This is a genomic window from Bradyrhizobium sp. Kon56, assembly GCF_055807635.1.
The window spans coordinates 43,691-69,137 of the sequence record NZ_JBVVOU010000021.1 but is presented as its reverse complement, the minus strand read 5'-3'; the positions used below and the strand labels follow the sequence as shown (position 1 = coordinate 69,137).

At 61.7% G+C, this 25,447-nt stretch carries 24 protein-coding genes; 9 read left to right on the top strand and 15 right to left on the bottom strand.

The window, feature by feature from the left end:
* Window positions 1–38: 38 nt before the first annotated feature.
* A complete protein-coding gene (locus AC0L3B_RS27640) occupies window positions 39–647 on the bottom strand; it encodes a hypothetical protein (RefSeq protein WP_231190730.1) in 609 nt (202 codons plus the stop codon).
* Between the two features lie 233 nt (window positions 648–880).
* On the opposite strand from AC0L3B_RS27640, the gene AC0L3B_RS27635 reads away from it, so the two are divergent.
* The 4 genes from AC0L3B_RS27635 (at window position 881) to AC0L3B_RS27620 (ending at window position 5,290) form a co-directional block, all read left to right on the top strand.
* Window positions 881–1,759, top strand: coding sequence for a hypothetical protein (locus AC0L3B_RS27635; protein ID WP_473381422.1), 879 nt, complete (start codon window positions 881–883; stop codon window positions 1,757–1,759).
* A gap of 197 nt (window positions 1,760–1,956) precedes the next feature.
* Window positions 1,957–2,955, top strand: coding sequence for a hypothetical protein (locus AC0L3B_RS27630; protein ID WP_317246301.1), 999 nt, complete (start codon window positions 1,957–1,959; stop codon window positions 2,953–2,955).
* Between the two features lie 641 nt (window positions 2,956–3,596).
* Entirely contained in the window at window positions 3,597–4,859 is a 1,263-nt protein-coding gene (locus tag AC0L3B_RS27625; RefSeq protein ID WP_231190729.1) for an MASE4 domain-containing protein, read from the top strand.
* 137 nt (window positions 4,860–4,996) lie between these two features.
* Window positions 4,997–5,290, top strand: coding sequence for an ATP-binding protein (locus tag AC0L3B_RS27620; RefSeq protein WP_231190887.1), 294 nt, complete (start codon window positions 4,997–4,999; stop codon window positions 5,288–5,290).
* A 41-nt stretch (window positions 5,291–5,331) separates the two neighbouring features.
* Here the strand turns inward: AC0L3B_RS27620 and AC0L3B_RS27615 are convergent, their stop codons facing one another.
* The 6 genes from AC0L3B_RS27615 to AC0L3B_RS27590 all read right to left on the bottom strand — a co-directional run bounded on the left by AC0L3B_RS27615 (window position 5,332) and on the right by AC0L3B_RS27590 (window position 11,561).
* On the bottom strand, window positions 5,332–5,799 hold the full coding sequence (locus tag AC0L3B_RS27615) for a hypothetical protein (RefSeq protein ID WP_377830043.1): 468 nt from the start codon (window positions 5,797–5,799) through the stop codon (window positions 5,332–5,334).
* Window positions 5,783–6,700, bottom strand: coding sequence for a DUF2950 domain-containing protein (locus tag AC0L3B_RS27610; protein ID WP_204511556.1), 918 nt, complete (start codon window positions 6,698–6,700; stop codon window positions 5,783–5,785). Before AC0L3B_RS27610 ends, AC0L3B_RS27615 begins: the two co-directional genes overlap by 17 nt.
* Window positions 6,697–8,340, bottom strand: coding sequence for a DUF3300 domain-containing protein (locus AC0L3B_RS27605; RefSeq protein WP_377787512.1), 1,644 nt, complete (start codon window positions 8,338–8,340; stop codon window positions 6,697–6,699). Before AC0L3B_RS27605 ends, AC0L3B_RS27610 begins: the two co-directional genes overlap by 4 nt.
* 104 nt (window positions 8,341–8,444) lie before the next feature.
* Complete coding sequence (locus AC0L3B_RS27600; protein WP_377787598.1) at window positions 8,445–9,812, bottom strand: TAXI family TRAP transporter solute-binding subunit; 1,368 nt, start codon at window positions 9,810–9,812, stop codon at window positions 8,445–8,447.
* A 113-nt stretch (window positions 9,813–9,925) separates the two neighbouring features.
* Window positions 9,926–11,158, bottom strand: a complete 1,233-nt coding sequence (locus AC0L3B_RS27595; RefSeq protein ID WP_018458148.1) for an HlyD family secretion protein — start codon at window positions 11,156–11,158, stop codon at window positions 9,926–9,928.
* Window positions 11,151–11,561, bottom strand: a complete 411-nt coding sequence (locus AC0L3B_RS27590; protein ID WP_018458147.1) for a hypothetical protein — start codon at window positions 11,559–11,561, stop codon at window positions 11,151–11,153. The genes AC0L3B_RS27595 and AC0L3B_RS27590 overlap by 8 nt, the downstream gene beginning before the upstream one ends.
* 181 nt (window positions 11,562–11,742) lie before the next feature.
* Here AC0L3B_RS27590 and AC0L3B_RS27585 point away from each other — a divergent pair, with 181 nt between their 5' ends.
* On the top strand, window positions 11,743–12,195 hold the full coding sequence (locus AC0L3B_RS27585; protein ID WP_204511558.1) for a hypothetical protein: 453 nt from the start codon (window positions 11,743–11,745) through the stop codon (window positions 12,193–12,195).
* A gap of 36 nt (window positions 12,196–12,231) precedes the next feature.
* Window positions 12,232–13,032 carry a polyphosphate kinase 2 gene (ppk2, locus tag AC0L3B_RS27580; RefSeq protein WP_018458145.1) on the top strand — a complete coding sequence of 267 codons (801 nt, stop codon included), beginning with the start codon at window positions 12,232–12,234 and terminating at the stop codon, window positions 13,030–13,032.
* Window positions 13,033–13,132: 100 nt separating this feature from the next.
* Here ppk2 and AC0L3B_RS27575 read toward each other — a convergent pair whose 3' ends face one another.
* The 6 genes from AC0L3B_RS27575 to AC0L3B_RS27550 form a co-directional block, all read right to left on the bottom strand.
* Window positions 13,133–13,591, bottom strand: coding sequence for a hypothetical protein (locus tag AC0L3B_RS27575; protein ID WP_083926504.1), 459 nt, complete (start codon window positions 13,589–13,591; stop codon window positions 13,133–13,135).
* Window positions 13,592–13,764: 173 nt separating this feature from the next.
* Window positions 13,765–14,202, bottom strand: a complete 438-nt coding sequence (locus AC0L3B_RS27570; protein ID WP_018458143.1) for a hypothetical protein — start codon at window positions 14,200–14,202, stop codon at window positions 13,765–13,767.
* Window positions 14,203–14,233: 31 nt separating this feature from the next.
* Window positions 14,234–15,934 (bottom strand): aspartate:alanine exchanger family transporter, encoded by a 1,701-nt coding sequence (locus tag AC0L3B_RS27565; protein ID WP_204511559.1) that lies wholly within the window; start codon window positions 15,932–15,934, stop codon window positions 14,234–14,236.
* Window positions 15,935–15,948: 14 nt separating this feature from the next.
* Window positions 15,949–18,702: a decarboxylase gene (locus tag AC0L3B_RS27560; RefSeq protein ID WP_473381421.1), complete on the bottom strand. Its 2,754-nt coding sequence runs from the start codon at window positions 18,700–18,702 to the stop codon at window positions 15,949–15,951.
* Window positions 18,703–18,870: 168 nt separating this feature from the next.
* A complete protein-coding gene (locus tag AC0L3B_RS27555; RefSeq protein ID WP_204511561.1) occupies window positions 18,871–20,604 on the bottom strand; it encodes a SulP family inorganic anion transporter in 1,734 nt (577 codons plus the stop codon).
* On the bottom strand, window positions 20,604–21,278 hold the full coding sequence (locus tag AC0L3B_RS27550) for a YoaK family protein (protein ID WP_473381420.1): 675 nt from the start codon (window positions 21,276–21,278) through the stop codon (window positions 20,604–20,606). The genes AC0L3B_RS27555 and AC0L3B_RS27550 overlap by 1 nt, the downstream gene beginning before the upstream one ends.
* 130 nt (window positions 21,279–21,408) lie before the next feature.
* Between AC0L3B_RS27550 and AC0L3B_RS27545 the strand changes: the two genes are divergently transcribed.
* The 3 genes from AC0L3B_RS27545 to AC0L3B_RS27535 are packed head-to-tail and all read left to right on the top strand — an operon-like array spanning window position 21,409 to window position 24,000.
* Window positions 21,409–23,097 carry an aspartate-alanine antiporter-like transporter gene (locus AC0L3B_RS27545; protein WP_473381419.1) on the top strand — a complete coding sequence of 563 codons (1,689 nt, stop codon included), beginning with the start codon at window positions 21,409–21,411 and terminating at the stop codon, window positions 23,095–23,097.
* A gap of 11 nt (window positions 23,098–23,108) precedes the next feature.
* A complete protein-coding gene (locus AC0L3B_RS27540) occupies window positions 23,109–23,360 on the top strand; it encodes a hypothetical protein (RefSeq protein WP_473381418.1) in 252 nt (83 codons plus the stop codon).
* Window positions 23,361–23,388: 28 nt separating this feature from the next.
* On the top strand, window positions 23,389–24,000 hold the full coding sequence (locus tag AC0L3B_RS27535) for an invasion associated locus B family protein (RefSeq protein ID WP_473357334.1): 612 nt from the start codon (window positions 23,389–23,391) through the stop codon (window positions 23,998–24,000).
* Between the two features lie 15 nt (window positions 24,001–24,015).
* Here the strand turns inward: AC0L3B_RS27535 and AC0L3B_RS27530 are convergent, their stop codons facing one another.
* Together AC0L3B_RS27530 and AC0L3B_RS27525 are read right to left on the bottom strand one after the other, a co-directional pair.
* A complete protein-coding gene (locus AC0L3B_RS27530; protein ID WP_473381433.1) occupies window positions 24,016–24,363 on the bottom strand; it encodes a response regulator transcription factor in 348 nt (115 codons plus the stop codon).
* A gap of 214 nt (window positions 24,364–24,577) precedes the next feature.
* Window positions 24,578–25,201: a response regulator transcription factor gene (locus AC0L3B_RS27525; protein WP_166517723.1), complete on the bottom strand. Its 624-nt coding sequence runs from the start codon at window positions 25,199–25,201 to the stop codon at window positions 24,578–24,580.
* Window positions 25,202–25,447 lie beyond the last annotated feature (246 nt).

Here is a 25,447-nt window from a genome sequence, read left to right as displayed (position 1 = left end):
GATCTGCTACCTCCCGAAACAGGCGAGGTGCCCATCACTCAGCCATCGTGGGTGTACTGCTGGCCGAGCAGCCATCCGGTGAGAATACCACCGGGTCCGCTGGTATAGACCGGATGAAGGCCCACGCCGGCGCGCAGCATCCGCCATTCACTCTCGCCGACCCAGGGAATGCCAGGATCGCCCTTTTGGTATTGCGACAGTAACGTTTTGGCGACCTCAGCGGCATTGGCGTAAATCGGGCCGTTGGCCCAGCGCGGCCGCGGGAGGCCGGTCATGCGGCAATAGAGCGCCGTGCAGACGTACGCGGACGCCTCTTCGGCATTGGCGTCGAGGCCGGTACGCAACAGATCGTAGGCTGCATGCAGGCTCTCATGGACGATATAGGCTCCGTCCATCCGCCCCGCCGCCGACACGACCTCCAGCGTGTTCGCAGCGACCGCTGTGCCGTCCGCCCTGGTTCTTGCCACATCGTTATATTGTGCGGCAACGCCTGCCGCGAGATCCGTCGGAGCCCTGACGGTGACCCGCCCCAACCGGATCGCGCGGGCGACGTGATGGAACGTTTGCGGCGCAATCGTCACGTGGCTGCCGCGGATCGGAAATCGGAAACGAATGCGTGCTACCGCCGGCCCATTGAGTATATCCAATACCCTGCCTCGCAGTGACATCTGATCGTCCTCGCCGCTTAAAGTACCCCCTGCATAGTGGTCGCCGATTCCAGTTGGCGGGTTCAAACTGCATCGGTGCTGGGGCAATAGGGGTTTGACTCTTGCCGTAATTGGCATGGGGCGTTCGGTAACTTCATAGAACGAGCAGACATTGAACCCGAACCCGTTCGGGCGAGACCAATCTGAGGTGAGGATTGCCACGGAGGCGCGCCATGACGACGACCGATCCGACGACGACCGACACTTACCGGAAGATCGCGGCGCGATTGACCATGCTGCGACCGCAGATCGATTTGAAGAATTACTTTGCCGGCGCCAACCCGAATGTGCGCCTTTATGACGAGAAGCCCTACATCCGACACCAACTCGAGAAGTATGGTGTCGCTGCCGCGACGACCACGCTCGACGGCGTCACCTTCCTGCCCAAGGACTGGGAAGAGCTGATCAAGAAGCTGCGCATTGCCAAGACGACGGACGGATTCGACGCATTCGCCGAAGGGCAAAGCCCGGAAAAGGCGTCGCATTGGGCTCTCGATCTGTCGATGGCGGCAACGATCGGCAAGGGGTTTCGGGAGATCTGGCGCCCAAAGCTGTCCGACAAGCCACTCTCAACGCGGGATCTCCCGGGCCGGCACGGCTTCGGGCTCGGACGCGACCGCGGACAATGGAGCGATGCCTACAGCTCGCAATTCGGCAAAGACCCGCAGCCCCAGGACATCACCTCGCTGCATTTCGCAGTAGCACCCGACCGGGTGAACGTGCACATCGACGAAACAGGCTTCGTGTTCGAGGGAGTGGACGGTGCCCTTACGGTCGGGCCGAACTTCATGCACCACGCCGGCAATGAGCTGTTCTGGAAGAGCAACTCACATGTGCCGCGTTGGGCGGCCGAACACATCGACTTGATATTGCCGAACAGCGCGAACGACTTTTCGCGCGTGGGCGTTTCGTTCGACATGTACCAGCGCAAAGATCTGCGCGTCACTGTCACCGGCTCCTGCGGAATTTTCGGCGGTTTCGAGTGCTCCGGAACCGTGAGCGTCAGCAGCACGCATGACCTGCTAGGCTCGAGGTCAAAAGGCCGACGCTAAAGCGGGGATTGCTGGTTCGATTGTCCGCGCCTCCAAGCTACGAATGAGGCTCCTCCCTAGCCTACCTGTTCGCGGTCCGAATGAATGGAACCATCGAACCGCCTCAAGGTAACGGCGACCAATGAATATTGGTGGCAAGAGTAGTTCTGCAGGACTCAGCAAGGGAGGTCCTTACATTGCCGAACCAGGAAAGACCCTTGAAGCCTGTCGTCGAAAGCTACGTACCGCCAGCGGGAACGCGACATGCGGTGGCGGCAGGCGAGACCTGGATATCCCTCGCCAAGCGGATCGGCATCGATCCATGGGACCTCATCGAGTTCAATTTTCCGGGCATCAAGCTCGTCAAACAGCGCGATTTCCAACAAGCCACAAGGCAGGTGAACTGGTACCTAGCCGAGTATGTAGGCTGCCGCGCGATATCGCCCGACCGCCAGAATTTTGCGTTTTCTTCCGGTACGACCGGCGGGAAAGGTGGATGGAAAGGCGGCTTCATCTATCTACCGCCAGGTACGCCGCCTCCCCCGCCGATTGCGCCCATTCCACCGGTTGCGCCCACACCAGTGGCCCCGATCCCACCGGCATGTGAAGGAAGCCGACCCGACTTCGCCCGCGTGCTGGACGTCAGCGAACGGGATTTCGCGCGCAACGTCTTTGGCCCGACCCTGCCGCCGTGGGAGACGATCGCGATTACCAACGGCCTGGGAGCAGGCGGAAGACCGTGGACGAACGACGGACCGTTCTTTAGAGGAAGCAATCCCATGGTGCCGAGCATGCGGTATGCCATCAATCTTGGCAATGTCGCGTTCAGTAACCTGGCATCTCCTAGCCCCACCTTCGGCCTCCTGTGCGACAACTTCGGTCGAATTTGCGACCTCTTCGTGCACGAAATGACCCATGTGTGGCAGGCGTTCAACGATTCGAACTGGACGATGGCGCGCTCCTTCTGGGCGCAGACAATCGGTGCCGGATACGAGTACACGCCCGGCGACTCCTGGGACTCATACAACGTCGAGCAACAGGCACACATCGTTGAAGATTGGCACAAATACAAAATCAGTCTTCCGATGCTTGCCGAGGAACGGTATCCGTACGTCCGGCTCGTGATCCGATCTGGACGCCTCACTTTTCCTCGCGGGCTGGATCTGGCGGCTTTGAAAAAGGACCTTCAAGATCTGCGCGCAAGGCACCTGGAGTAGGTCCGCCGCAAGGGAGTGGTCGGGAGCTTACTCAAGTGATGCACCAACACGCCGATAATTCGATGCGGTGCGGGCGCATTCTTCCTCTCTCCGAGAGTAGTTTTACGACTTGTCCAGCGTGCTGGTCAGCTTCATAGCGCAAGCACACGGAGAAGAATTGCGCGGCCGCCATGCGACAGGCAATCGACGTCCTGTCAGACTGTTTTCTGCGTCGCTAGCGCGCGGCGCATAGCTCGCGACATCCGCGGTCAGAATAGCCTCGGCTCGACGTACAATTTGCTGGCCCTCGCAGCCGCCGACGAAATCCAGACCGCACAATCATCGATCGAGATTCAAATCTACACCAAGCAAACTCGACACCAGCGCGTTGCCCCGCATTGCGAATTTCCGGCATGTTGCCGGCTCAACCGGCGAGCAACGATCCGGATGATTATCCCCGGCGCGGTGAACCGGCGCGATACTATTGTGGATTAAGGTTGGGGAGCTATAGCAAGCTTCGCACAGTCCTTGCAGGATTCCGGTGTATACGCGGCGCAAAGCTTCATGATCGTTCCTCGGAGGGGCTTCAACCTGGTCTGCCCTTACGGGCTTTCAACGGGCGTGGGGACGAGTAAGATGCTGTCTCGTGGCCCGGAGGCGGCATGAGCCAGCGCAAGTTCATGGGACTTGTCGGCGGTGCGACAGCATCAGGGCCGGGCATTGCGCTAGCGAGCCAGCGATCAGCCAACGCAGCCGCCGAGCCCGCTTACGATGATGAGCAAGAATTCCCACTGATCATCGCGAACATCCCCGCAACCCCTCGTCAAAAGGCCTGGGCGGTGGGTGTCGCCGTCTTGCTCATCGTCCTTGCAGCGGTCATCGCGCCGTTCGCCCGGATCCAATTGGGCCAGATTAATGGTTTCGTTCCAGTGTTGCAGACCGCGTTGGCCTTGGCCGAGTTCATCACGGCAGCCCTGCTATTTGCTCAATTTTCGATCCAGCCTCAACGGGCACTTCTCGCACTGGCAAGCGGATACGTTTTCAGCGGATCATTCGCATTCTTGCAAACGCTCGCCTTTCCGAACGGATACGCTTCCGCGGGTGTCATTGGGGATGGACTGAACAGCCCCGCTTGGCTTTACGTGCTATGGCACGCAACGTTCCCCGCGGCGATTTTCGGCTACGGGTTCATGAAGGATCATTCCGTCGGCGGCAGACCAGGCAGACCTGCAACAGCCGCGATCATAATAGTTGTCGGGTGCATCGGCGCCGCCGTGGCAGGACTGACGTGGATCGTGAACGCGAAAGCCGAATGGCTTCCTAATTTCTACGTGAACGACGTCAGGCACCAGACCCCTCTCGGCAATCAGGTCAACCTGATGCTTTTGCTATGGAATCTGACTGCTCTCACCGTTTTGTTTGCACGCATGCGCACCATTCTTGACCTCTGGCTGATGGTGACTTTGCTCGCCTACTTGCCGAACTTTCTGGTAGCAATCATCGGCAGCTCGGTTCGGTTCACCATCGGTTGGTACGCAGCACGCGGTTTCGTTCTCGTCGGCAGTTGCATGTTGCTGACCGTATTGCTCATCGAAACGATGTTTATCTATTCGCGCCTTGCCAGCGTCATTGCCCTGCAACGACGCGAACGAGCGAACCGGCTTCTCAGCATCGACGCGGTCACTGGCGCGATCGCCCACGAGCTAAGATCGCCATTGGGGGCCATCTCGCTCAATGCTGCGACAGGCCTAAGTCACCTGCGAGCTGCCCCCCTTGAACTGGAGGACCTCGAGAACATCCTGTCTGACATCGAAGCGGACAGCAGCCGCGCCGCTGACATCATATCGAACATTCGCGAGATGACAATCAAACGGCGCAGGGCGGCGCTTCAGCAAACGTCGAGGATGTCGCCGAGCTTGCGCTGAGACTGTTGAGGCACGATCTTCTTGCCAATGGCGTAACAGTAATTACGGAGTTTCAGGGCAACATTCCCCCAGTCGCTCTGGGCGGCACTGAGCTTCAGCAGATTGTCCTGAACCTCTGCAAAAACGCGCTTGACGCAATGAGTTCTGTCCCCGCCGATCAACGACAGCTCCGTATGAAAACCAGCCTTGATGGTGGCGCAACGGTCCATTTGTCCGTAGAAGACTCCGGCACCGGCATCACACCCCGTCACCAAGAGCGCATCTTCGATCCGTTCTTCACGACGAAACAAGGCGGTATGGGGTTGGGGCTGGCCATCTCCTCCAACCTGGTCGGAAGGTGCGGTGGAAAGCTGAGGCTGGTCAAATCGGACGTCAGGGGCTCCGTTTTCGAGCTGGAAATGCCCGTCTCCGCCCCCGCTTCGGTGCAATGACGGTACGGGACCGTCACGACCATTCCGTCTTTCGCGCGCGCTCACTTCAGAGAGATCATGATTGTGCTGAGATTAGCGGCGAATTCCACCCCGGCTTTTGGTCCCTGCAGCACCATCGTGACCCCTTTGTCGTTGCGCAGCTGAGCGCCATTGATGCCGCCGATCAGGGCGGCCCCGCCACCGACCGAGCTGTATGCGCCGGCAAAATCGCTGACCTCTCGAATGCCTGAAGCCCAGCCCTCGAGCCACCCAACGGTAGCGCCGACGGTAAAACCCAAGCTTACCCCGCTGATGCGGAACGGATGATGGCGGCCGCGATAGGTCAGCACGCCGCTCCCAGCGCCACCGCCCACGAGCAGTCCCGCCTTTACGATCTTGATCCGGACCTGCGCGGATGCCTGTGCAAACGACGGGGTCGTCGGGATAAGGAGTGCGAGCAGCACGAGGCGTGCCAAACGCCAAAGAAGCACACGCAAGATCTGCGTGCGTCGCTCAGGGTTTTGCACCATCCAGCTTCTTCCAGGTCTGGTCCGGATCGAACGCGCTGATGCGGGAAACGAGGACCTTGGTCCGAGGCCCGAGATCCTTCTGGTAGACAACGCCCGCATGGTTGACCAGGAAGGTCATGACGCCGGAATTGCCGTACTCGGCCGGCCAGGCGACCAGTGCGAAACCTCCGATCATCTTGCCGTTGACGACATAGTTCAGCGCGCCGCCTGGCGTGTTCGATCCCTGCCCCTTCAGGATGCGGAAATAGTAGCCATGATAGGGCGCCGGCCCCTCCTCGGCCTTGTAGCCTTCGGCGGAAGCCTGCGCCGCCAATGCACCGAGCGGGCTCGGGTCGCTGTCGTCGCGCCAGAACAACCCGTCCTTCTTGCCGGCACTGCTGACGATGCGCTGCGCGTACACGCCAGTACCCTCACCGCGATCCTTGTCGGCGTATTCGTTCTCGGCATCGACAAAGGCGAGACTGGTCTGGATCGCGTCGAGTTCATTGCGGCCGATGCGGCGATACAGCACCTCAATGCGGCCTTCGGCGGTATCGAATTCCCAGCCGGTCCTGGTGTTGACGAGCGGAATCGGGAACGGAAAGTCGTCCGGACCCAACATCAGCACTGCCTTCCTGTTACCTTCCGCCTTGATCGCATGCTTCGCATCATACATCGAGGTGAAGCGTTTCCGGATGTCGACGTCGGCGACCTCGTCGCCGGAGGAAACGATGTCCTCGGCAGCGCTGCCGAGGACTTTCAGGATGGCCCGGTCCGGCCCGCTTTTCACGGCGGCAGCGAGCGCCGTTGCCGCATCCTCCGGTGTCGGATAGGACTGCTGCGCAAGGGATAGCGAGCTCAGGAGCCCCACCGCAATAATGGCCGGCAAGATGGCGAGACGAAGCGACTTCAAACCCATCATGGCGTCACCTCGCCAGGAATCCGCGCGCCGCTCTCGAGCCAGTCGCGATAGGTACGGAATTTCAGACCGAGCTTTTCGTAATAGACCCGGAGATAGCCGTCGGCTCCGCGGGTGACGGCTACCGGCTTCACGTCCTCGACTTCTTGCGCAATGACGCCGACATAGGCCTTGTCGCTGCCGATATAGCTGAAGCGGTAATAACCAAGACCGCTTGCGAGATGGCCGAGCAGAACGACGTCATGCTTCAGCGCGATATCGGAACGCCGTCCGCCGCCACCACCACCACGGCCTCCGCCACCCTGGAAGCCTCCGCCGCCGCCTCGGCCGGCGAAGCTCGCACCTCCGCCACCGCCACCGCGCGGTCCCATGCTCGCCATGCTCGCATGACCACGCGCCGATGCTGCGGCCGCCGAGCGGCCCGACGACACGTTCAGCACGCTTCCGCTACCACCGCGGTTCACGGCTTTGGCGCCCCCACCCTTGGCGCCGCCCGCTTTAGGGCCAGCACTCTTTGCGCCGGCATTCTTGGCACCACCGCCCTTGGCCGCGCGATCGCCACCGCCTTTGGCGCGATCGCCTCCCGCCTTGGCGCGATCCCCGGCGCCTTGACGGTCGCCACCTCGCTCGCCAGCGCGATCTGCCGCACGATCCCCAGCGCGATCTGCGCCACCAGGTCGATCCTGTCCCGGCTTCAAGACTTGCTGTCCGTCGCGGCCGCGGAAATCCATGCGGTCGGCGGCGCCGGCCTTCAGATTGCTATTGCCGAAGCGCTGCTGAACGTTGGCGTTGTTGTAGCGTACCCCTTGGCGATGCGACGGATTGTGCTGCCAGCCAGTTCCGATGTTGGTGGTGCGGTGATTGATATAGACGTTGCGGTTACCCCAGTTGCAGCCGCCGCCCCAATAATTGCCCCAGCGACCGATGGCCCAGGCTGTGCCGAACGCGAGACCCGCCGCGACGACGCCTGCGCCGATGTAGGACGGGTAGCCGAAGTAATATGGTGGATACTCGGTGTAGGGCCACGCGCCGTAGACCGTCGCAGGCTCGTAGTACGGCACGTACATCGTATCGGGAACCGCCGGCTCGATCACGACCACCTGCCTGCTTTCCTCGGTCTTCACGGTCACCTTCTGCTGCGTGGTGGTCACCAGCTTCTTGTTGTCATAAGCCTTGGTCCGCAGCCGCTGGACCGCATCCATCACATCCGATTGCTGCGCGAGCACGGCGTCGCCCAGCGCCTTGGTCCAGTCGAGCTTGTCGCTCATCATGGCCAACGCTTCGGCGGTTGAGGCCAGCGCCTTGACGCTGTCATCCCAAGGCTGCTTCTCGACTTCAGTCTTCAGGGCATCACCCTTCAGAGTCTTGCGCTCTTTCAGCCAGCGATCGGCCTGAACGACTTCCAAGGGATAGGTGGACGCGGCCAGCACGTTTGCAAGCAGTTCGTCCGGATAGAGCGCAATCGGTGCGACCAGAGCTTCGAGCTGCTCGGGCTTGAGCAACTCAGCAGCCGATAGAGGCTTGCCGGCGGTTTGGACTCCGCTACTTGGGGCCGCCGGAGCGTCTGCGGTTTGGGCTACTGCGGCGACAGGCATCGCCAAGAGCAACGCCATCGCGATCAGAGTGTTCCCGCAACGAAGCATCACGTCCTCCCTTGAGCTCCCGTTGGACCAAGCATCTTGGACGATCAGTGTCTTCTATTGATCAAGATCAAAGAAGATGGAGCTCTCCCGGAGGTCGGAGCTATTCACTCCGCGGCCGGACGTTCGATCCGATCGATGTCCGGCCGCACCGCTTGGCCGCTGCTGCCCAGCCGCGCAGAAAGTAAGATCCGGCGATCGTGGATCAGGCTTTGAAGGCGGTGCGCGGCTACATTCAGGGTGGAGACATCGAGCGCATTCTCGTCTCCTGCAGCGGCCTTGGCGCGCTGGCCCTGGAGCACCCGGTCGATCTCGACCTCGATATCGGACAGTTCGGCCTCCGCCTCCGTCCTGCGTATCCGCGCGCCCAGTGCATACAGTAAGTCCAGGCCCCGTTCGTCCTTAGAAGGATCACGCACCTGAAGGAATTTCCAAGCCGCCGCCAATATAGAGATGAGGCCGCCGAAAATCATGGGCGCGAGGAAGATCGCGTTTCCCCATTCGTCCAGAAAGCTCTGCTGCGTTCCGTTGTAGAATGCCGCGGCGCCAGGATGAACCGGGAGGAAGGCGTCCGAATCCGTGCTCGGTGCGGTCATTTGCGAGAGGATCGGCAATTCGCCGAGCAGGTCCCTGCGCGCCTTCATCAGCGCGTCGGCCAGGCTGCCCGCCACCTCTGCGCTGAGCTGCTTTTGCGCGACCACATAGAACGAAACCCGCAGCGTGGTAAGATCCTCGCTCGGGACAGGCGGCGAACCGCGCAGCGTGCCCTTCGGGACATCGAAGCTTTCATAGGCGCGCTGCTTTTCAGCGATGGCACCAGCCGCCTCGACGGGAAGGAGGACCGGCGCGGTCTTCGGCGTCTGCAGAAAGAGGCCGCGCAAGAGGGCGAGATACTTTTCCGCAAGGGGAACGACGATCAGAATCGCCCGTACCTCCTTGGCATCGAGTGCCCGCCGCGCGTCTGCCGGTTGGAGATTGCGGAATGTCACGTTGGCGCGTCCAAGGCCGTATTCGTCGCTGAGGACGTCGACGACCTTGCGATTCATCTCGCCGCCGATCACGCCGACGCTGGTGCGCTTCAGACCAGCGATTTCGGTAATGGAGGAGCCCGGCGGCGCAACCAGCAGGACAACGGCATGGGCGAGAACCACGATGGCCTGCGCCTGCGATAGGTCGCCCACGTCGCCGCGGACGACAGCAAGCTCGACCTTTTCCGCCGCAAACTGCTCGGCAGCATCAAGCGCGTTGGTGGTTTCCACAAGCTTGAGCCGGACCGGGGCGTTCACCACGGCAAGCCGGCTCGCCAACGCCGATACCAGACGCGTGGCTTCGCCATCCAGCGACCCGACCGCGATGGTCAGCGTCGTCGGGTGAGAGTACCAGCGGTAGCCGAACAGGCCCGCTCCAAGCACGAGCACAACAGCGCTGGCGACAATGAAGGAACGAAGCCAGATCGGCATTTTTGCGGGGACCATGTGGCGCTCATAGTGAATATGCGCTGGGTGGTCGGACTGGCTCATGATGCCAGACCGGCTCAACTGAGGCGCATCGCTGAACCGACGTGCGATTCAAACCAAAGCGAAGCCGGTCAGTGCCCGCTCAGCACCAGCGTCTTGATCGGCAGCAGCAGCGCCTGAATTCGCAAGAGCATGGCGTGAACGAGGCCGACACCGTCGACAACATGCAGAGCGACGGCCCGACCCGTGCCCGTCTCCTTTGCGGATATCTCCTCGTGATTGCTGGTATAGGCATTGACGATGCAGCTGCTGCCCGGCGTCACGCCTTCAAGTCCGCCCTTATAGAGCGGCTCAAGGAAGGCCAGGATCGTGCCGGGCCGGCCGACGTTCTGCGCTTCTATCAGTTGCTCGCCACTTCGGAACTGCCCGGCTGCGATGTAGTCCTGGACACTGGTGACGACCATGGGAATGATCACCCACGGCTTCGAGATGCAGGTTGCTTCCGCCACCATGCCGACCTTCATCACCTGCGCCTCGATCTGACCAAAGCCGGCCTGCAAGGCGCGCCTGCCGGCGCCGTCCGGAACCAGCACGCCGGCCGGGCGCATCAGCTGATTGACGACATCGCCGGTGCGGACCAGGAATTGCTCCACGCGGCCGTCGACACCGGCGCGAACGAAGGTCTTGTCCAGATCGACCTGCGCTTCCGCCAACGCCGCCTGGCCGCTCGCTTTTTCAGCCGGCAACAGCGTTGAAAGCCGCAATGTCGCTGACGTCTTGGACGCGGTGGCCGAGTCCACACCAGCCTGCCGCTGGTTGACCACGACCTGTAATTTCTCGATATCGCGCTGCGGGACGATACCGGGGTTGCGGCGCTGCAACTCCGTCTTGACATCCAGCTCGTCCTTGGCCTGCTGAAGGCTGGCCTTGGCTTCCTGGATCTGCGCTTCGGCTTTGACGACGTCGTTTTCGGCGCTTGTCATCGCAGCGTCGACCTCGGCGATCTTGCGGGTGGCTGTTTCCAACGCAGCCTTCTGCTTCGAACCGTCCAGCCTGAACAGCACATCACCCTTCTTCACGGCCTCGCTGTAGCCGACATTGACTTCCGCGACGCGGCCCGAGCCCTCGGGCAGGATCGGCACCGTGCGGAAATAGAGCGTGGCCGAGGTCGTCGACGGATGAAAGTAGAAGATCATCGTGATCAGAGAAATCGTGAGCATCAGGCAGCCGGTGATGCCCCATCGCAATTCGTACCAAATGGAAAAGAACGTGATCTCTTTGCCGAAACGTTTGCCTTGGGCATAGCGGCGGTAGAGGTAGTCCGGCAGGATGGTCAGAAGAGAGCAGAACATGAGCTCAAACATGGCTGTGTTCCTTCCCCTTGACGATCGGCTTCTCGACCGGCGGCAGGATTGGCAGTTCAGGCTCGCGGCCCTCACCGGGCGCCGCGTCAGCGATTCTCTCGACCGAGCCTGCGATGCTCCGCAGCGGCGTGCCGAAATCCGGCAGGTCGATCATCGCGAGCAGAAGGCCGGCCACCCAGAAAATGTGCATGTGCGTAAAGAGCGAGATGATGCCCAGCACGGCCACGATCTCGAACTGCAGCTTCTGCGACTTGTGCGCCATTCGTTCGGGGAGGCTGTGCAGCTTCCAATAGAGCGTACCGACCCAGAGCACGCTGCCGATCAGGAAGATCCCCATCACCACCATCAGCACGTCCGTGCCGCTTCCCGGCGCGAGATAGAACGGCAGATGATGCGGGGCCAACGGATGAATTTGCTCGGTCAATGGTCGCCTCCACAGAAGGGATCAGGGCGTTCTGCGCGCCGGCTCGTTACCGTGGCCGCGCAGGTGAGAAAATTGCTTGATATGAATCAAAGGTCCGGACGGCGCGAGCCATACCTTAGCCCTGACTCCGATCCCACAGCAAGCCAGGAACGCACCAATCATGCCCGGCATCGATGAGCTCATTCCCAACGCACTGCAAATTCGCAAGGAAGCTGCGCTCGAGGAAGCCAGAAAGGCCGAGGAATATGTTCGCCTCGCCGCCGCGGCCGAAGCCGAGAAACGCGACTTGATCGAACGGCTAAGCAAACCGTCCGGAAAATCCGAGGAGGAGAAAATCAAGCTCGCCTCGACCATCATCCAGCGCGCGGTTCGCAACGGCCTGACCGAAGTGCAGGTCTATCGCTTCCCGAATACCCTGTGCACCGACAAGGGCCGCGCGATCAACCAAATGGAGGCGGGCTGGGAGAAAACGCTGACGGGAATTCCAAAAGAGATCTTCGAGCTCTGGTCCGAATACCTCAAGCCGCGCGGCTATCGCATCGGCTATCAGGTCATCGATTTTCCCGGCGGCGTGCCCGGCGACATCGGCGTCATCATTTCCTGGGGCGACTGATCACGTTTCGGCCGAGTTAAGAGAAGGCGGAGCGGCATGGCAAAGGACGAAGCCTCAGAGCGGATGAAGCGCAAGGACTACGAGAAGGAGCTCGAAAAGCTCCAGATCGAGCTTTGCCATCTCCAGGATTATGTAAAGGAAAACAAGCTTCGAGTCATCGTCCTGTTCGAAGGCCGCGACGCGGCCGGCAAGGGCGGCACGATCAAGGCGATCACTGAAAAGGTTAGCCCGCGCGTGTTCCGGGTGGTGGCGCTGCCGGCGCCATCGGATCGCGAAAAGACGCAGCTCTTCTTCCAGCGCTACATGAAGCAGTTTCCGGCGGGCGGCGAGATCGTGATCTTCGACCGGAGCTGGTACAATCGCGCTGGCGTCGAATATGTCATGGGATTCTGCTCGCCCGCCGAGCACGATCGTTTCCTCTCGCTCTGTCCGCAGATGGAAAAGTACGTCATCGACGGCGGCATCATCCTGATCAAGATCTGGCTCGAGGTCGGGATGGACGAGCAGGAGCGCCGCTTCCACGCCCGCATCGACGATCCGGTGCGGCAATGGAAGCTGAGCCCGATGGACCTCGAATCCTTCAAGCGCTGGTATGATTATTCGCGCGCGCGCGACCTGATGCTCAAGAAGACGAGCACGAAGGACGCCCCATGGTACATCATTCGGTCCGACGACAAGCGGCGGGCGCGGCTGAACTGTATCGCGCACATCCTGGAGGCTATCCCGCACAAGCGGATCAAGAAGGACGAGGTGAAGCTGCCGAAGCGCTCCGACAAGGGACGTTACAATGACCAGGCCCCCTTGCGCGGGATGAACTTCGTCGCCGAACGCTATTGACGAAGTGATCGGGCCGCACGGCGCGCGCGGTCCGATCGTTGACGGTCAGATCGATGCTGCCGACGGACTTCGCTGGGTCCGTCAGCAGCGCATTCCCTCCTCAATACGGATACTGGTTGGGGCAGACCCAATTGCCGTACGTGTCCTGATAGCAACCGTTGTTGTAGTTGTTGTTGTAGTATCCGTAGGCGCCCGCGGCGGCCGCACCGACGGCAGCAGCACCGTAAGCCGCGCCTCGATAGCCATATCGCGGATAGCCTCCAGGATAACCGGCGACGGGACGGCCCGGACGGCCCGCAACGGGGTAACCGGGGCGACCCGGACGACCGGCGATCGGATGGCTTGGCCGCGGACCTCCTACGTAATGGCGTCCGCCTCCGCCATGGATCCGCCCGGCGTGAACGGCGCCGCCATGGAAACCTCCGGCGCGCATGCCCCCTCCACCTCCGCGATAGCCACCACCACCGCCACCTCCGCGGCGGGCATAGGCATCATCGGGAATGAGCGTGGCCGTGAGAAGAACGACGGCCGCAACAAGAGCCAGAAGATAACGAAGCATGGCATGTCCTCCCTCGATATGGGTGCCGTGATCCGCTTTCGACGATGCCTCGCGGAACGCGGTTGGCACCCGAACATGGCACTGAGTTGCGGCCGCTTCCCTGACTTACGTGCATGAGAGAAGCAGCCGCCATTCAAGAGCGCCGCGACCGCCGAATCGGCGCGACTGCCGCTCTACCGCTTCAAAGCTATCGTCACGCCCCCCACAGCGGCTGACAGCTCCGCACCGACCTTCGGCCCGCTAAGCTGCAGAATCACGCCGTTGCCGTTTTGCAGCTGAACGGCACCTGCGCCGGCGGCGACGGCACCGCCCGCACCGCCCACAGCATAAGAGCCTTCGATCGACTCCGGCCCCCTCAGGTTAAGAGCGCGGCCGACCAGCTTGGTGGTCGAGGCGCCGATCGTGAAGCCGACGCTCATGCCCGAGACGGTGAAGGGATATTTGTGGCCCCGCAGCAGCAGAACGCCCTCGCCGCCACCGACGCCGACGATGAATCCGCCTTTGGTGAAGACCACGGCGACCTGGCCGGTCTCTGCCTGCGACGGCGTGCCGAAGCCGGCGACGCCTGCCAGCGAGGCGACCAGGGCGGCATAGATAGCAACTTTTCTCATGAGTTTTATTTCCTCTGGTTGTGACGCCGAGCTATTGAGCCAGGATCATTGCGAAGTAGCCGAACACGGTGAGCAGGATGCCCGATACGGCGTAGCCGACTGGGAACCCGATCCAGGGCACGGAGCTCTGGATTTCCACCGCGGCTTCGCGGCACGGACCGGAGTGCGACCGCGCACCGGCAACGCCGCCCATCAACACGGCCGGATTGATCTTGAAGACGTGATACCCGATCGCCCAGACGACGAACGGCGGGATCGTGCAGGCGATGAAGCCGGCGACGAAGATCTTCAACGCGACCGCACCCGTGAGCTGCGCCAACAACCCGGCGCCGGCATTGATGCCGACGATGGCGACGAAGACCACGAGACCGAGATCCTCCAGCACATTGCGCGCCGCGTTCGGTGTGTTGCCGAAGAAGCGCAGCCGGGAGACCAGCGAGGAGACGATCACGCCGGACAGCAACAATCCGCCAGCATTGCCGAGGCCGATCTTGGCACCGAAGGCCGGGAATTCGATCATCCCGATCAGGAAGCCGATGATCATGCCGGCGGCGAGCGTCAGCAGATCGGTCGAAGTGTTGGTCCGCGCAATGCGTCCCCACATCTCGCCGAGCTCGTTGACGGCCGACTTGATACCGACCACCGAGACGATGTCCATCCGCTGCAACTCCGTCTTGAGACCGGCCGGAATCTGCACGCCGCCACGTTCGACCTTGGTGACCTGCAACTGACCGGCAATGGCCGTCTCGCGGAAGGATTCAAAGGTCCGTCCGGCCATCTCCTTGTTGGTGACGAGGATGTCCGCCTGATCCATGGGAATGCCGAGCGCCTTGGCGTCGGCAACCTCGGGACCGATCAGGCCCATCTTGTCGGTGAGATGCTCGGTCGAGCCGCCGAGCGCGACGACGTCGCCCTTTTGCAGGACGAATTCGGGATCGGCGCCCTGCGGTTCTCCTCGGCGCGCCACATTGACGATGCGATATTCGGGATTCATCGTGCGGAATTTGGCAATGCTCATGCCGACCTGGGCCGGATTGTCTAGCCGGTAGGCACGGAGGCCGAACTGCCGGTAACCGGTCAGGCCACCACCCTCGAGGTCCTTGACGCCAAACTCCTGCTCGTACTGCTTGGCTGCGACCTTGGCGTCGACGCCCCACCAGCGCGGCAGATATTTGCAGATCAGGATGATGCCGACGGTGCCCCAGATATAAGTGATGCCGTAAGACAGCGCGATCATGCCCGACGCATCTTCGGGCTTCATGCCTTCAGGCAGCTTGACAACGCCGGAGGTGATGGCCTGCTCGGCCGAACCGATCGCGGCCGACATGGTCTGCGACCCCGCCAGCATGCCACCGGCAGCTCCGATCGGCAGTGCGAAAAGCTTTGCGCAGATGACGACGAGCGCCAGACCGAGCACGCTCGACACGAGGGCCAGGAGGCAGAATTTGAGCCCATCCCCCTTCAGGCTGTTGATAAAGGACGGGCCGACACGCAGGCCGACGCCATACATAAACAGGTAGTAGAACAGGCTCTTGGCAAAGTTGTTCAATTCGAGCTTCACGCCATAGATCGACGCCCACACGGATAGGCCAGCGCCCACCACGATGGCGCCGGCGACCATGCCGAGGCCGTAACCCTTGATGCTGGCCCGGCCGATCCAGACGGCGAGCCCGACGACGAAGAACAGCAACAGAAACGGGTTCTGCTGCAAGAACGTGAAAAACCCTTGCATGTCCGTCCCCTTTATTACGATGCCGCCTTCAGCTTCGGCGCGGCGCCGGGCTTGGGCCGGCCGATCTTCGCCAGGGCTTCGGCACGTACGAGCTTCAGCCCCTCCTTGGCGTCGTAGCCGTGGATTTCCTTCACATCGAGCTTGCGCATGAAGTCGATGGTTTCCTGGGTGATGACCTGCCCCGGCACCATGATCGGGAAGCCCGGCGGATACGGGATCACGAAACTGGCAGAGACGAGGTCGGGACCGGCCTTGAGGCGACGGTCGATCTCGGAATCGCCGAGCCGGATATATTCGCATCCCGCTGCGTCATAGGCCGAGTAGAAGCCGCTGCGGATGTCGCCCTCATTGGTCCTGGTGCCGGCATCGCCACGGAAACTGTCGTGAAACTGCGAGAAGTTCGGCAGGTCGGGCACATCGGTCATCAGACTCTTGACCCGCGCCTCGAAGGTCTTCGTCGCATTGGCGCCGCCCTGAACCAGCCCGCGGTCGACCTCGCCCGCAATCTCGGCCAGCACCCTCACCAGATGCGCAACATCGCTGCGGGTGTTGTTGATGTTGGACTGGAACAGCACCGAATTGCGCGAGGTCTTGTTGATCTGGATGTTGTACTCGTTTGCCAGGATTCCCTTGAACTGCGTACCGTCGTATCCGGCGGTGCCGCACACCAACGTCATGCGGGTCGGATCGAGGCAGAACTCGTCGTCGTCGAGGCTCTTCAGGACACTCGCCCAGTTTGTGCCGGTGGCCAGATAGTCGGTAAAGCCGCTCTGGCGGTAGTGCGCCGGCACCATCGCGTCCGCACCGAGAATCCGGAAGTATTTGGAGATCAGCGGATTGTTGTTGACCGCCCGACGGATCGCGAACGCGATTTCGATCGCGTTCGCCACCAGACCGTAGCCCTCGAGCTCCATCTGACGCCGCGAGACATCGAGGCTCGCGATGAGTTGCTGGTTCGGGCTGGTCGACGCGTGCGTGAATACCGCCTCCTTGAACTGCTGCTCGACGGTGTGGAATTCGACGTCCTTGACCGACAGCATCGAACCCTGCCGGATCGCCGACATCGACTTGTGGGTCGAGTTGGTCTGGTAGACGCGCAAGCGGATCTGGCGCGGGTCCGGGATCAGGCGAGTCTTCAGAAGCACCTCATCCGAGGGGGTCTTGCCGAGGTCGGCCTGCTGCTTCTCGTAAGCCGCGACCGATTTCGGGTCGTGCATCCAGGCCTCGATCTCGTTGGCGGCGCCCATCGCGGTCCGCCGCCGCAGGAACGGGGAGAAACGTGCAAAGCCGAACCAGGCTTCGTCCCACAGGAAGATCAGATCGGGCTTGATCGCGAGGCATTCCTCCATCACCCGCCGGGTGTTGTAGATGTGGCCGTCGAAGGTGCAGTTGGTCAGGTCGAGCATCTTGACGCGGTCCAGGCGGCCGTCGGCCCTCGCATTCAGTAGCGCCTGCTTGATGGTCTTCAGCGGCACCGCGCCGTACATCGAATACTCGGTCATCGGGAACGCTTCGACATAGATCGGCTGGGCGCCGGCCAGAACCATGCCGTAGTGGTGCGACTTGTGGCAGTTGCGATCCACGATCGCGATGTCGCCTGGCCCGAGCAGCGCCTGCACCGCCATCTTGTTGGAGGTCGAGGTGCCGTTGGTCACGAAGAACACGCGATCGGCGCCGAGCGCGCGTGCCGCCTTGTCCTGCGCTTTCTTGATGGTACCGGTCGGCTCCAGCAGGCTGTCGAGACCGCCGGTGGTCGCGCTGCTCTCCGCCAGGAACAGATTCAAGCCATAGAACTCGCCCATATCGCGGATCCAGTCCGACCTGAAGACAGATTTGCCGCGAGCGATCGGCAGCGCATGGAACGTTCCGATCGGGCGTTGTGCGTATTTCTTCAGGTTGTCGAAGAATGGCGTATCGAATCGATCCTGGATCCCTTCGAGGATGGAGAGATGGAGCTCGAGGAGTTCCTCGATGGAGTAGAATATCCGCCGAACCACATTGGCCTCGGGGTTCCCCGCCATTTCCTCGACGTCGCGATTCGACATCAGATAGATGTCGAGCTCGGGACGTAACCGCTTGATGACGTGGGCTAGCCGGAGCGCGGACGCGTCCGACTCGTGATTGATCCCCGCGGCGGCGGTCATGGTGCGCAATACCGGCGCGTCGTGACGCGAGCGCAGACCGAACCCCTCGTTGATGACGACGGCGGCGATATTGGGGTTGAGCATCGTCGCGCAGAAGGCGTCTTCCAGACTTCCGACGATCACCGGCTCATAGACGAACGAATCGACCGGACGGCGCAACTTGCGCCATTCGGCAGCGAGAGCTGGCCACTTCTCGGAGGAGACCCCGGTGACGACCAGCGTTTCGAAATAGGGTCGCCGAGCTGCATGCGATCCGAAAGTTGACGGCACAAGCTCGGGCGCATCACCGTCGCCGTCGTCCTTGGCATCCCAGTCGCCGGCAAGCTGGCGGAAGGATCTCGTCATCAATGCCTGCGTGATGCGCGTCGCGAGAGCAAGTGAACCCGCCGCATCCCCGGCCGAGGCGGCTTCCCGCAAAGCCGCCATCAACTGCAGCCCCGGATAGCCGTGAAACTCCTCTATCACGGAGAGATCGGCCAGGGCCGCGTCAAACATCGCACGGTCGCCGCCGCGCGCCCATACCTTGGCTGCTTCGACCATATCGCGCCAGTCGTCTGCCCGTCCGCCGGGCCCGGAAATGAACTGATCGATGCGCTTCTCTGCAGGCTTGGCGTCCTTGGACATGTCTCTCTCCGGATCTTTGCGAGGTCGCAGCCGGATCGTGATGCCCGCTCACCTCAGTTTATTGATCCAAGTCAACGGACGCGCATCTTGAAGAGACGCGAAGCACCTCGCGATGCAATATCGTCCGAGGTGGTTGCCCGATTCCGATTGCAGGCGAGAGAGATCGGATCAGAGCCGGGTGGCCAACACGCCGGCCGGATCCTCCGATCTGGGATCAGACGATTGCTTGCTTTCACCGAGCACGCTGTCGACCGAGCGAAGCCAGGTCGCACTGTCGGTCTTTTCCGCCAATCCCTCGGCCCGCAGCAGATCGCGCAATTGTGCATGTGCACCGACGATGCAGAAGGCGATATGGACCGAGGCGAGCTTGTCGTGAAGGTCGCGCAACATGCGCGCCCCAGCCAAATCAATGTAGGGCGAAGCGGAGAGATCGCAGACAACCAGCCTGATATCGGACGACTTCAGCAAGGCATCCGACACTGTCTCCAGGATTGTTTCGGCATTGATGTAAAGCAGCGAGGCTTCCGGTCGAAAGGCGATGATACCGACCAATGGCTCGACGCCTTCGTGCCTCGCACCATCGGAGTAGCGGCCGGTGCCCGGGAGCCGGCCGAGGAAGGCGACATTCGGACGTGAGGCTCGCGCCAGGAGCAGGACAATCGAGGCAATCGCCGCCAGCAGAACGCCTTGCAATATCCCCAGGAGCAGCACGGATACCAGCGCAATTGCCGCAGCGTAAAAGTCTATGCGGCTGACCTGCCACATCCGCAACAGCGCGCGGATGTCCACCAGCCTGTACACGGCAGCAAAGACAATCGCCGCCAGCACCGTCTTGGGTAGATTCGTCAGGGCTCCCGTGAAGAACAGCAGGCACAGCGCCAGTGTCGTCGAACAGATGACCAGCGCCAGCGGCGTGCGCGCTCCGGCATTATCGTTGACCGCAGATTGCGACAGCCCGCCGGCCACGGGATAGCCGTGGCCGAAGGCGGTGATGAGGTTGGCCGCGCCCAGCCCCAAAAACTCCTGGCGGACATCGAGGGCATAGCCATGCTTGGCAGCAAAGCTGCGCGCGGCGGAGACGCCTTCTATGTAGGCCAGCAGCACGCATCCCGCAGCCAGCGGGAAGAGCTCGTCGGGCTCCAACAATCCAAAACTCGGCAACCCGATAGCTGGCAATCCCTCTGGAATTTTCCCGGTGACTGGTACGCCAAGCGACGGAAGCCCAAGCAACGTCGCTACGACAATCGACAGCGCCACGATCGTGAGTCCGACCGGCCTTCCCGGCAGCCGCCGTTCTCCCACCAGCAGCAAGAAGAGCGCAATGGATCCAATCGCCAGAACCAGCCAATTGATGCCGCCGAGCTGACCCGCGAGCTTGATGGCGCGATCGAAAAAATTGTGACCGCCTCCGGCAACGCCGAACAGGCTCGGCAACTGGCTCATCATGATGGTAAGTCCCGCGCCGGCCTTGAAGCCGACCAGGATACTGTCGCTCACCAGGCGGACGAGAACGCTGAGCTTGAACAACCATGCGATCAGGCACAGCAACGCCACCGCGCAGGCGGCCAGGCTCGCGATCTGGGCGTATTTCGCCGCGTCTCCGCCGGCCAGCGCCCCGACGGTGGCCGCAATCATCAGAGAGATCGCAGAGGTCGGACCCACCGCAAGCTGGCGCGACGACCCGAGCAGCGCATAGCCGATGCCACCAAGCATGTAGCCGTAGATGCCGATCTGAGGCGGCAGGCCCGCCAGCGTCGCATAGGCAAGTGACACAGGGAGGGCGTACGCCGCGAGGGTGATTCCGGCGATCACGTCCGAACGGAGCCAAGCGCGGTGATAGTGCGCCAACCAGGTTGCAGGCGGAAACAAGAAGATCCAGCGCCATTTCCGCCCGGAAGACATCAGAGCCTGCCCTCGTCGCTAGAGACTTCGCAGAGCAAAAGCACGACCAGAAGCGCGATCACGGGGAGACCGAGCGCGAGATTCGGGATTTGCTTTGTCGCGAAGGCGCCCACAGCCGCTCCGAGACCGAAGGTTACACATAAGGTGGCGAAAATGCCGGGGGGACGGAGCGTCCCATCCCCGGAGGCCGCAGCGAACAGGCCTTCAATCGCCTGCCGCATGTTGCCCGTGATCATGACGGAGCTGTAGAGCACGCCCTCGACCTTCGTGAAGACGGCGCTCTGCACGGCGGCGACGAAGGAAATGCCAAGCGTTCCCGCAATATCCGGCAGGCGATTGTGCAGGATGGCGATAGTAACCAGCAGCAAGATTTCGATCAGCGTACCGATCGCGCTGGCGCGCGCTCCGGTTGCCCGTCGCAGCCATGCAGCGACCAGGATACCGGCGGCGAATGCAAGGATCGGCGGAACGAAGTGCAGCGCCTTCGTCCAATTTCCGATCGAGCCATAAACCCACAACAGCACAAGGTTTGCGGTCTGGGCATTGGCCATTACGCCGTGGATGATCCACGTAAAGGCGTCGATATAGCCCCCGGCGAAGGCAAGCAGCAGCGCAATCGGCACCGTTTCGTCGCAGCGTATCGACGAAGCAGCGGCAGTATCCATCGTGCTCATGTCCGAAGGTCGGCTTTGACTCTTGAGGCTCCACAAGGAGCGAGCTTGCCGCCGACCAGGATTGATCTGGATCAACTGTCGCCAGCTTTCGGCAACGAGATTGGCCCCTAACTACTGGAGGCAATGCGCCATGATTACCGTCAGGTGGATCATCTCTGCCGCGCCGGAAATCTTCCTGCTGCTGTCGGTCGCGCTCGGCACCATCCTTGGCCGCGTCCGTATTTTTGGATTTTCGATCGGCACCACCGCATGCACGCTCATCGTGGCGGTCCTGATCGGGCAGTTCGGCACCTTCACATTTCCAGCGCTACTGAGAGTCATCCTCTTCAGCCTGTTCGTATTCACGATCGGGTACCGGTCGGGGCCAGAGTTCTTTGCTTCTCTGAGCATCCGGACCTTGGCGCAGGTCGCCCTCGCGCTCGTGCTTGGCGGCACCGGGCTCGTCATCGTTCTCATATTTGCCAAGGCATTCGCACTCGGTCCCGGCACCGCTTCGGGGCTCGCTGCGGGAGCCCTGACGCAATCTTCGGTGATCGGCACCGCATCCGGCGCGCTGGCCCAACTCGGGCTCGCCAAGGACGTGCTGGAGCAGCAGGAGGCGAATATCGCCGCCGGATACGCGGTGACGTACGTCCTTGGTTACATCCTCACGCTTCTGTTCGTACCCTTCGTCGCGCCGAAATTGATGCGGATCGATTTGAAGGCGGAGGCTGCGAAGCTGGAAGCGGAGCTGTCGGGAGGAAACCCGCCGCAGACCGAAAATCTGCATTATCGAAAATTCCAGGCGCGCGCGTACCGGGTGTCGGCAGCGGCGGGACGCACGGTCGGCGCGCTCGAAGACGAGATCGGCAGCCGCAGCGTAATCGAGCGGATCGTGCGCGGGGGAGCTGACGTCGAGCCGCATCGCGACACGGTTCTTGAAGCGGCCGACGACATCGTCATCGCGGGTCGCACGGCGGCCATTGTCGCCGCAAAGCCGATTGTTGGCACCGAAATCGACGCCGACGAGATCCTGAAGGCTCTTCCAGGCAATGTGGTCGACGTCCTCGTCGACAATCGCAAGCTCCACGGCCGCTCCGTCAAGGACGTGGCCGACCGCGTCGGCGACGCCGCGCGCGGCGTGTTCCTGCGCACCTTGACGCGGATGGGACGCGAAGTCCCCTTGAGCGCGGACACTCGCGTCTATGTCGGTGACGTCATGACGCTTGTCGGCAGCACCCGCAACATCGAGCGCGCCGCCTCGCAGGTTGGACAGATCCTGAGCTCCGAAGATCGTACCGACATCGCATTCCTTGCCGCAGGCATTGCCATAGGTCTGCTTGCCGGTCTCGTGAGCGTCAAGATCGGGTCTGTGCCCCTGACGTTGGGAGGTGGCGGCGGCGCCCTGATTGCAGGGCTTTTCTGCGGCTGGCTGCGCTCTCGGCGGCCGACGATGGGTGCAATGCCCCCCGCAGCGCAGCAGACGCTGAGCGATCTCGGCCTTGGTGGCTTCATCGCTGCGATCGGGCTCGGGAACGGCCACGCGGCCTGGGTCGCAATCCAGTCGCATGGCATGTTGCTGGTCGGCATGGGCCTGGTCGTCACGCTGGTGCCGCTGATCGTGACCACCCTGTTTGCCCATCGCGTACTCCGCATGAACCCGGTCATCATTTGCGGAGCGCTGGCCGGCGCCATGACGGTCGACGCCGCCGTGACCGGCGCCTGCGAAGTAGCAGAAAGCCAAACCCCCGTGCTCGGGGTCGCCGTACCTTACGCTGTCGGCAATGTCGTCCTAACCGTGCTTGGACCGATCATCGTGGCCAGCACTTTCGCCGGTTGAAGGAGGCGCGCGTGAACCTGCGGCATGCTTCGACAGTGACCTACTTCGCCGCGGCATTGAGCATCCTGGCCTGCTTTCTAGCCCCGGGACGCGCCGACCACAATGTTCGTATCCAGGAAGAGGTCTGGGCCTTGCCACTGCCGCTACCTATGTTCGCCTATGTGGTTCGGCCCGTCAGCGACGGACATTTCGTCATCGGCTCGCCCGGCACGATTCCGATGTGGGCACCGCTCGTCGAACGATTCCTTGACGCGCAGAAATAGCCGCAGAGCTGGGGCCTGGAGGCAGAACATGATCGACGCAACTTCAGTGCTTTTGTCCGGGCGTGCGCTCGTCTGCGTGTCGATATTGTTCGCGGCGGCTGTTGCCCGACCAGCTTCAGCGCAGAATATAGCCGCACCAAAGCCGACCCCAGAGGTAAAGTCCGCCGAAATCGCACCTCGCGGGCAGCGCGAAGCCAACGACATCACCTATGGCGGCTGGACAAAGCTTTGCGTACGGCCTGCAGGAACGCCGATGCTGTGCCGAACCTCGATCACGGGGCGGTTTGCTACGGGTCAGATGGCAATCCGCGTGGACCTCATCGAGCGTGACGGCGACCCCATTGCGCGCCTACAAGTGTTCGTTCCCGTCGGCATGTATCTGCAGAAGCCGGTCAAGCTGACGATCGACGGGGCCAACGTCCAGTCATTGCCTTACACCTGGTGCCTGAGCAATACCTGCATTGCCGCCGACGCAGCCGATCCCAAGTTCATCAACGACATGGATGCCGGCACGGCTCTCGTCCTTGAGGTCACCGACTCCAACCTTCTGTCTCTGACGACGTCATTGCCGCTGGCACAGTTCGGCCCGGCTCACAAAGGCGCGCCTGCACAGATCCTGGAGCAGGACATCGAGGAGTGAGCAGGTGAGAACAACTCAAGCGCTCTTGGCGCAGGCGCGTTCAACCGTTGCGATCAGCTCGCTGGCCGCGAAGGGCTTGCTCAAATAGGCCGCACAGCCGGAATCGATCGCGGCCGCCTGATTTGCCGGGCTGTCGTTGCCCGTGATGTAGACGACAGGCACCTTAGCGCCGTCACTTGCCAGCTTGCGCCGCAGGGCGATACCCGACTCGCCGTTCAGATTGACGTCCAGCACGAGGCAGCACGCGTCTTCGAGGTGGCCATGACTAAGCAATGCACCGGCGGACTCGAAAACAACCGCGGTAAAGCCGTGGTTCCGCAGCAACCGCTCCATGCTTCGCCGCATCGATGAATCGTCATCCACAACGTATATTGACCTGCGTGCAAACAATGGGTGAGCTTTCTCATCGAACACTCTGCACCCGCCTCACAACGACGAGGCGCCGCAAATGTTCCTGCGCAAATCCAATGGCCAACTAGGCAGTCGTTGCCAGAATCTGTCAACAATATTTCGTATTGTCCTATCGTACAGGTCTGATCGCGAGATTGACGTCACCTACCGCAAACAGTCCGACGGTTCACGCCGGCTGCGAGCTCAGAAGTCCGAGCCGCTCGGCGACGGAGACCAGCTCGGCCAAGGACGGCACCTGCATCTTTGCCATCACCTGGTGCCGATGGGCCTTTACGGTGCGCTCGGTGGTTCCAAGCTCGTAAGCGATTTGCTTATTGATCTTCCCGCGCACGATGAGGTCGAAGACCTGTCGCTCGCGTCGCGTCAGAGACGTCAAACGAGCACGAAACGAATCCAGCTTGCCCTGTTGGCCGCGCACCACCTCTTGTCGAACCAGTGCGCGCTCGATCGCGCCGATCAACTGTTCCGAAGATACTGGTTTGGTCAGAAAGTCTTCCGCGCCGGCCTTGATCGCGCGAACAGTCGTTGCGGTATCAGCATGCCCTGTCAGGAATACGATCGGCAACGGCGAAGGTCGTTGGGCGAGGCACGCTTGCAACTCAGGGCCGCTCAGGCCCGGAATCTGCACGTCGAGCAGGATGCAGCCCGGATGTTCGGAGCCCGGGGGATCCTCGAGCAATTGTTGCGCCGACGCGTAGGTCACAACCTCATAGCCGGCAAGCTTGAGCCGACGCTGGATGGCGGTGCGAAACGATGGGTCGTCATCGACCACATAGACGAAGCCAGGCAATGTTTTCCTCCCGACCTGTTCTTGCAAGCAGAACACCCACCGCTCGCGCAAGCCTTAGAAGCAATTCAAGACGCCTCGCACCCCGAGGTCAACATCAATGAAAGCAGCCCGCCCGCAGTGGCACGACTTCAGGCGGAATGCGCGACGTAAGCCTAGGCCGCGCAATCCGACAGATGTTCTGACAGGTTTCTCATCCAGCGCACCATCGCCGTCCCTGTACTTTGGTACAATGCACCTACAGACAAT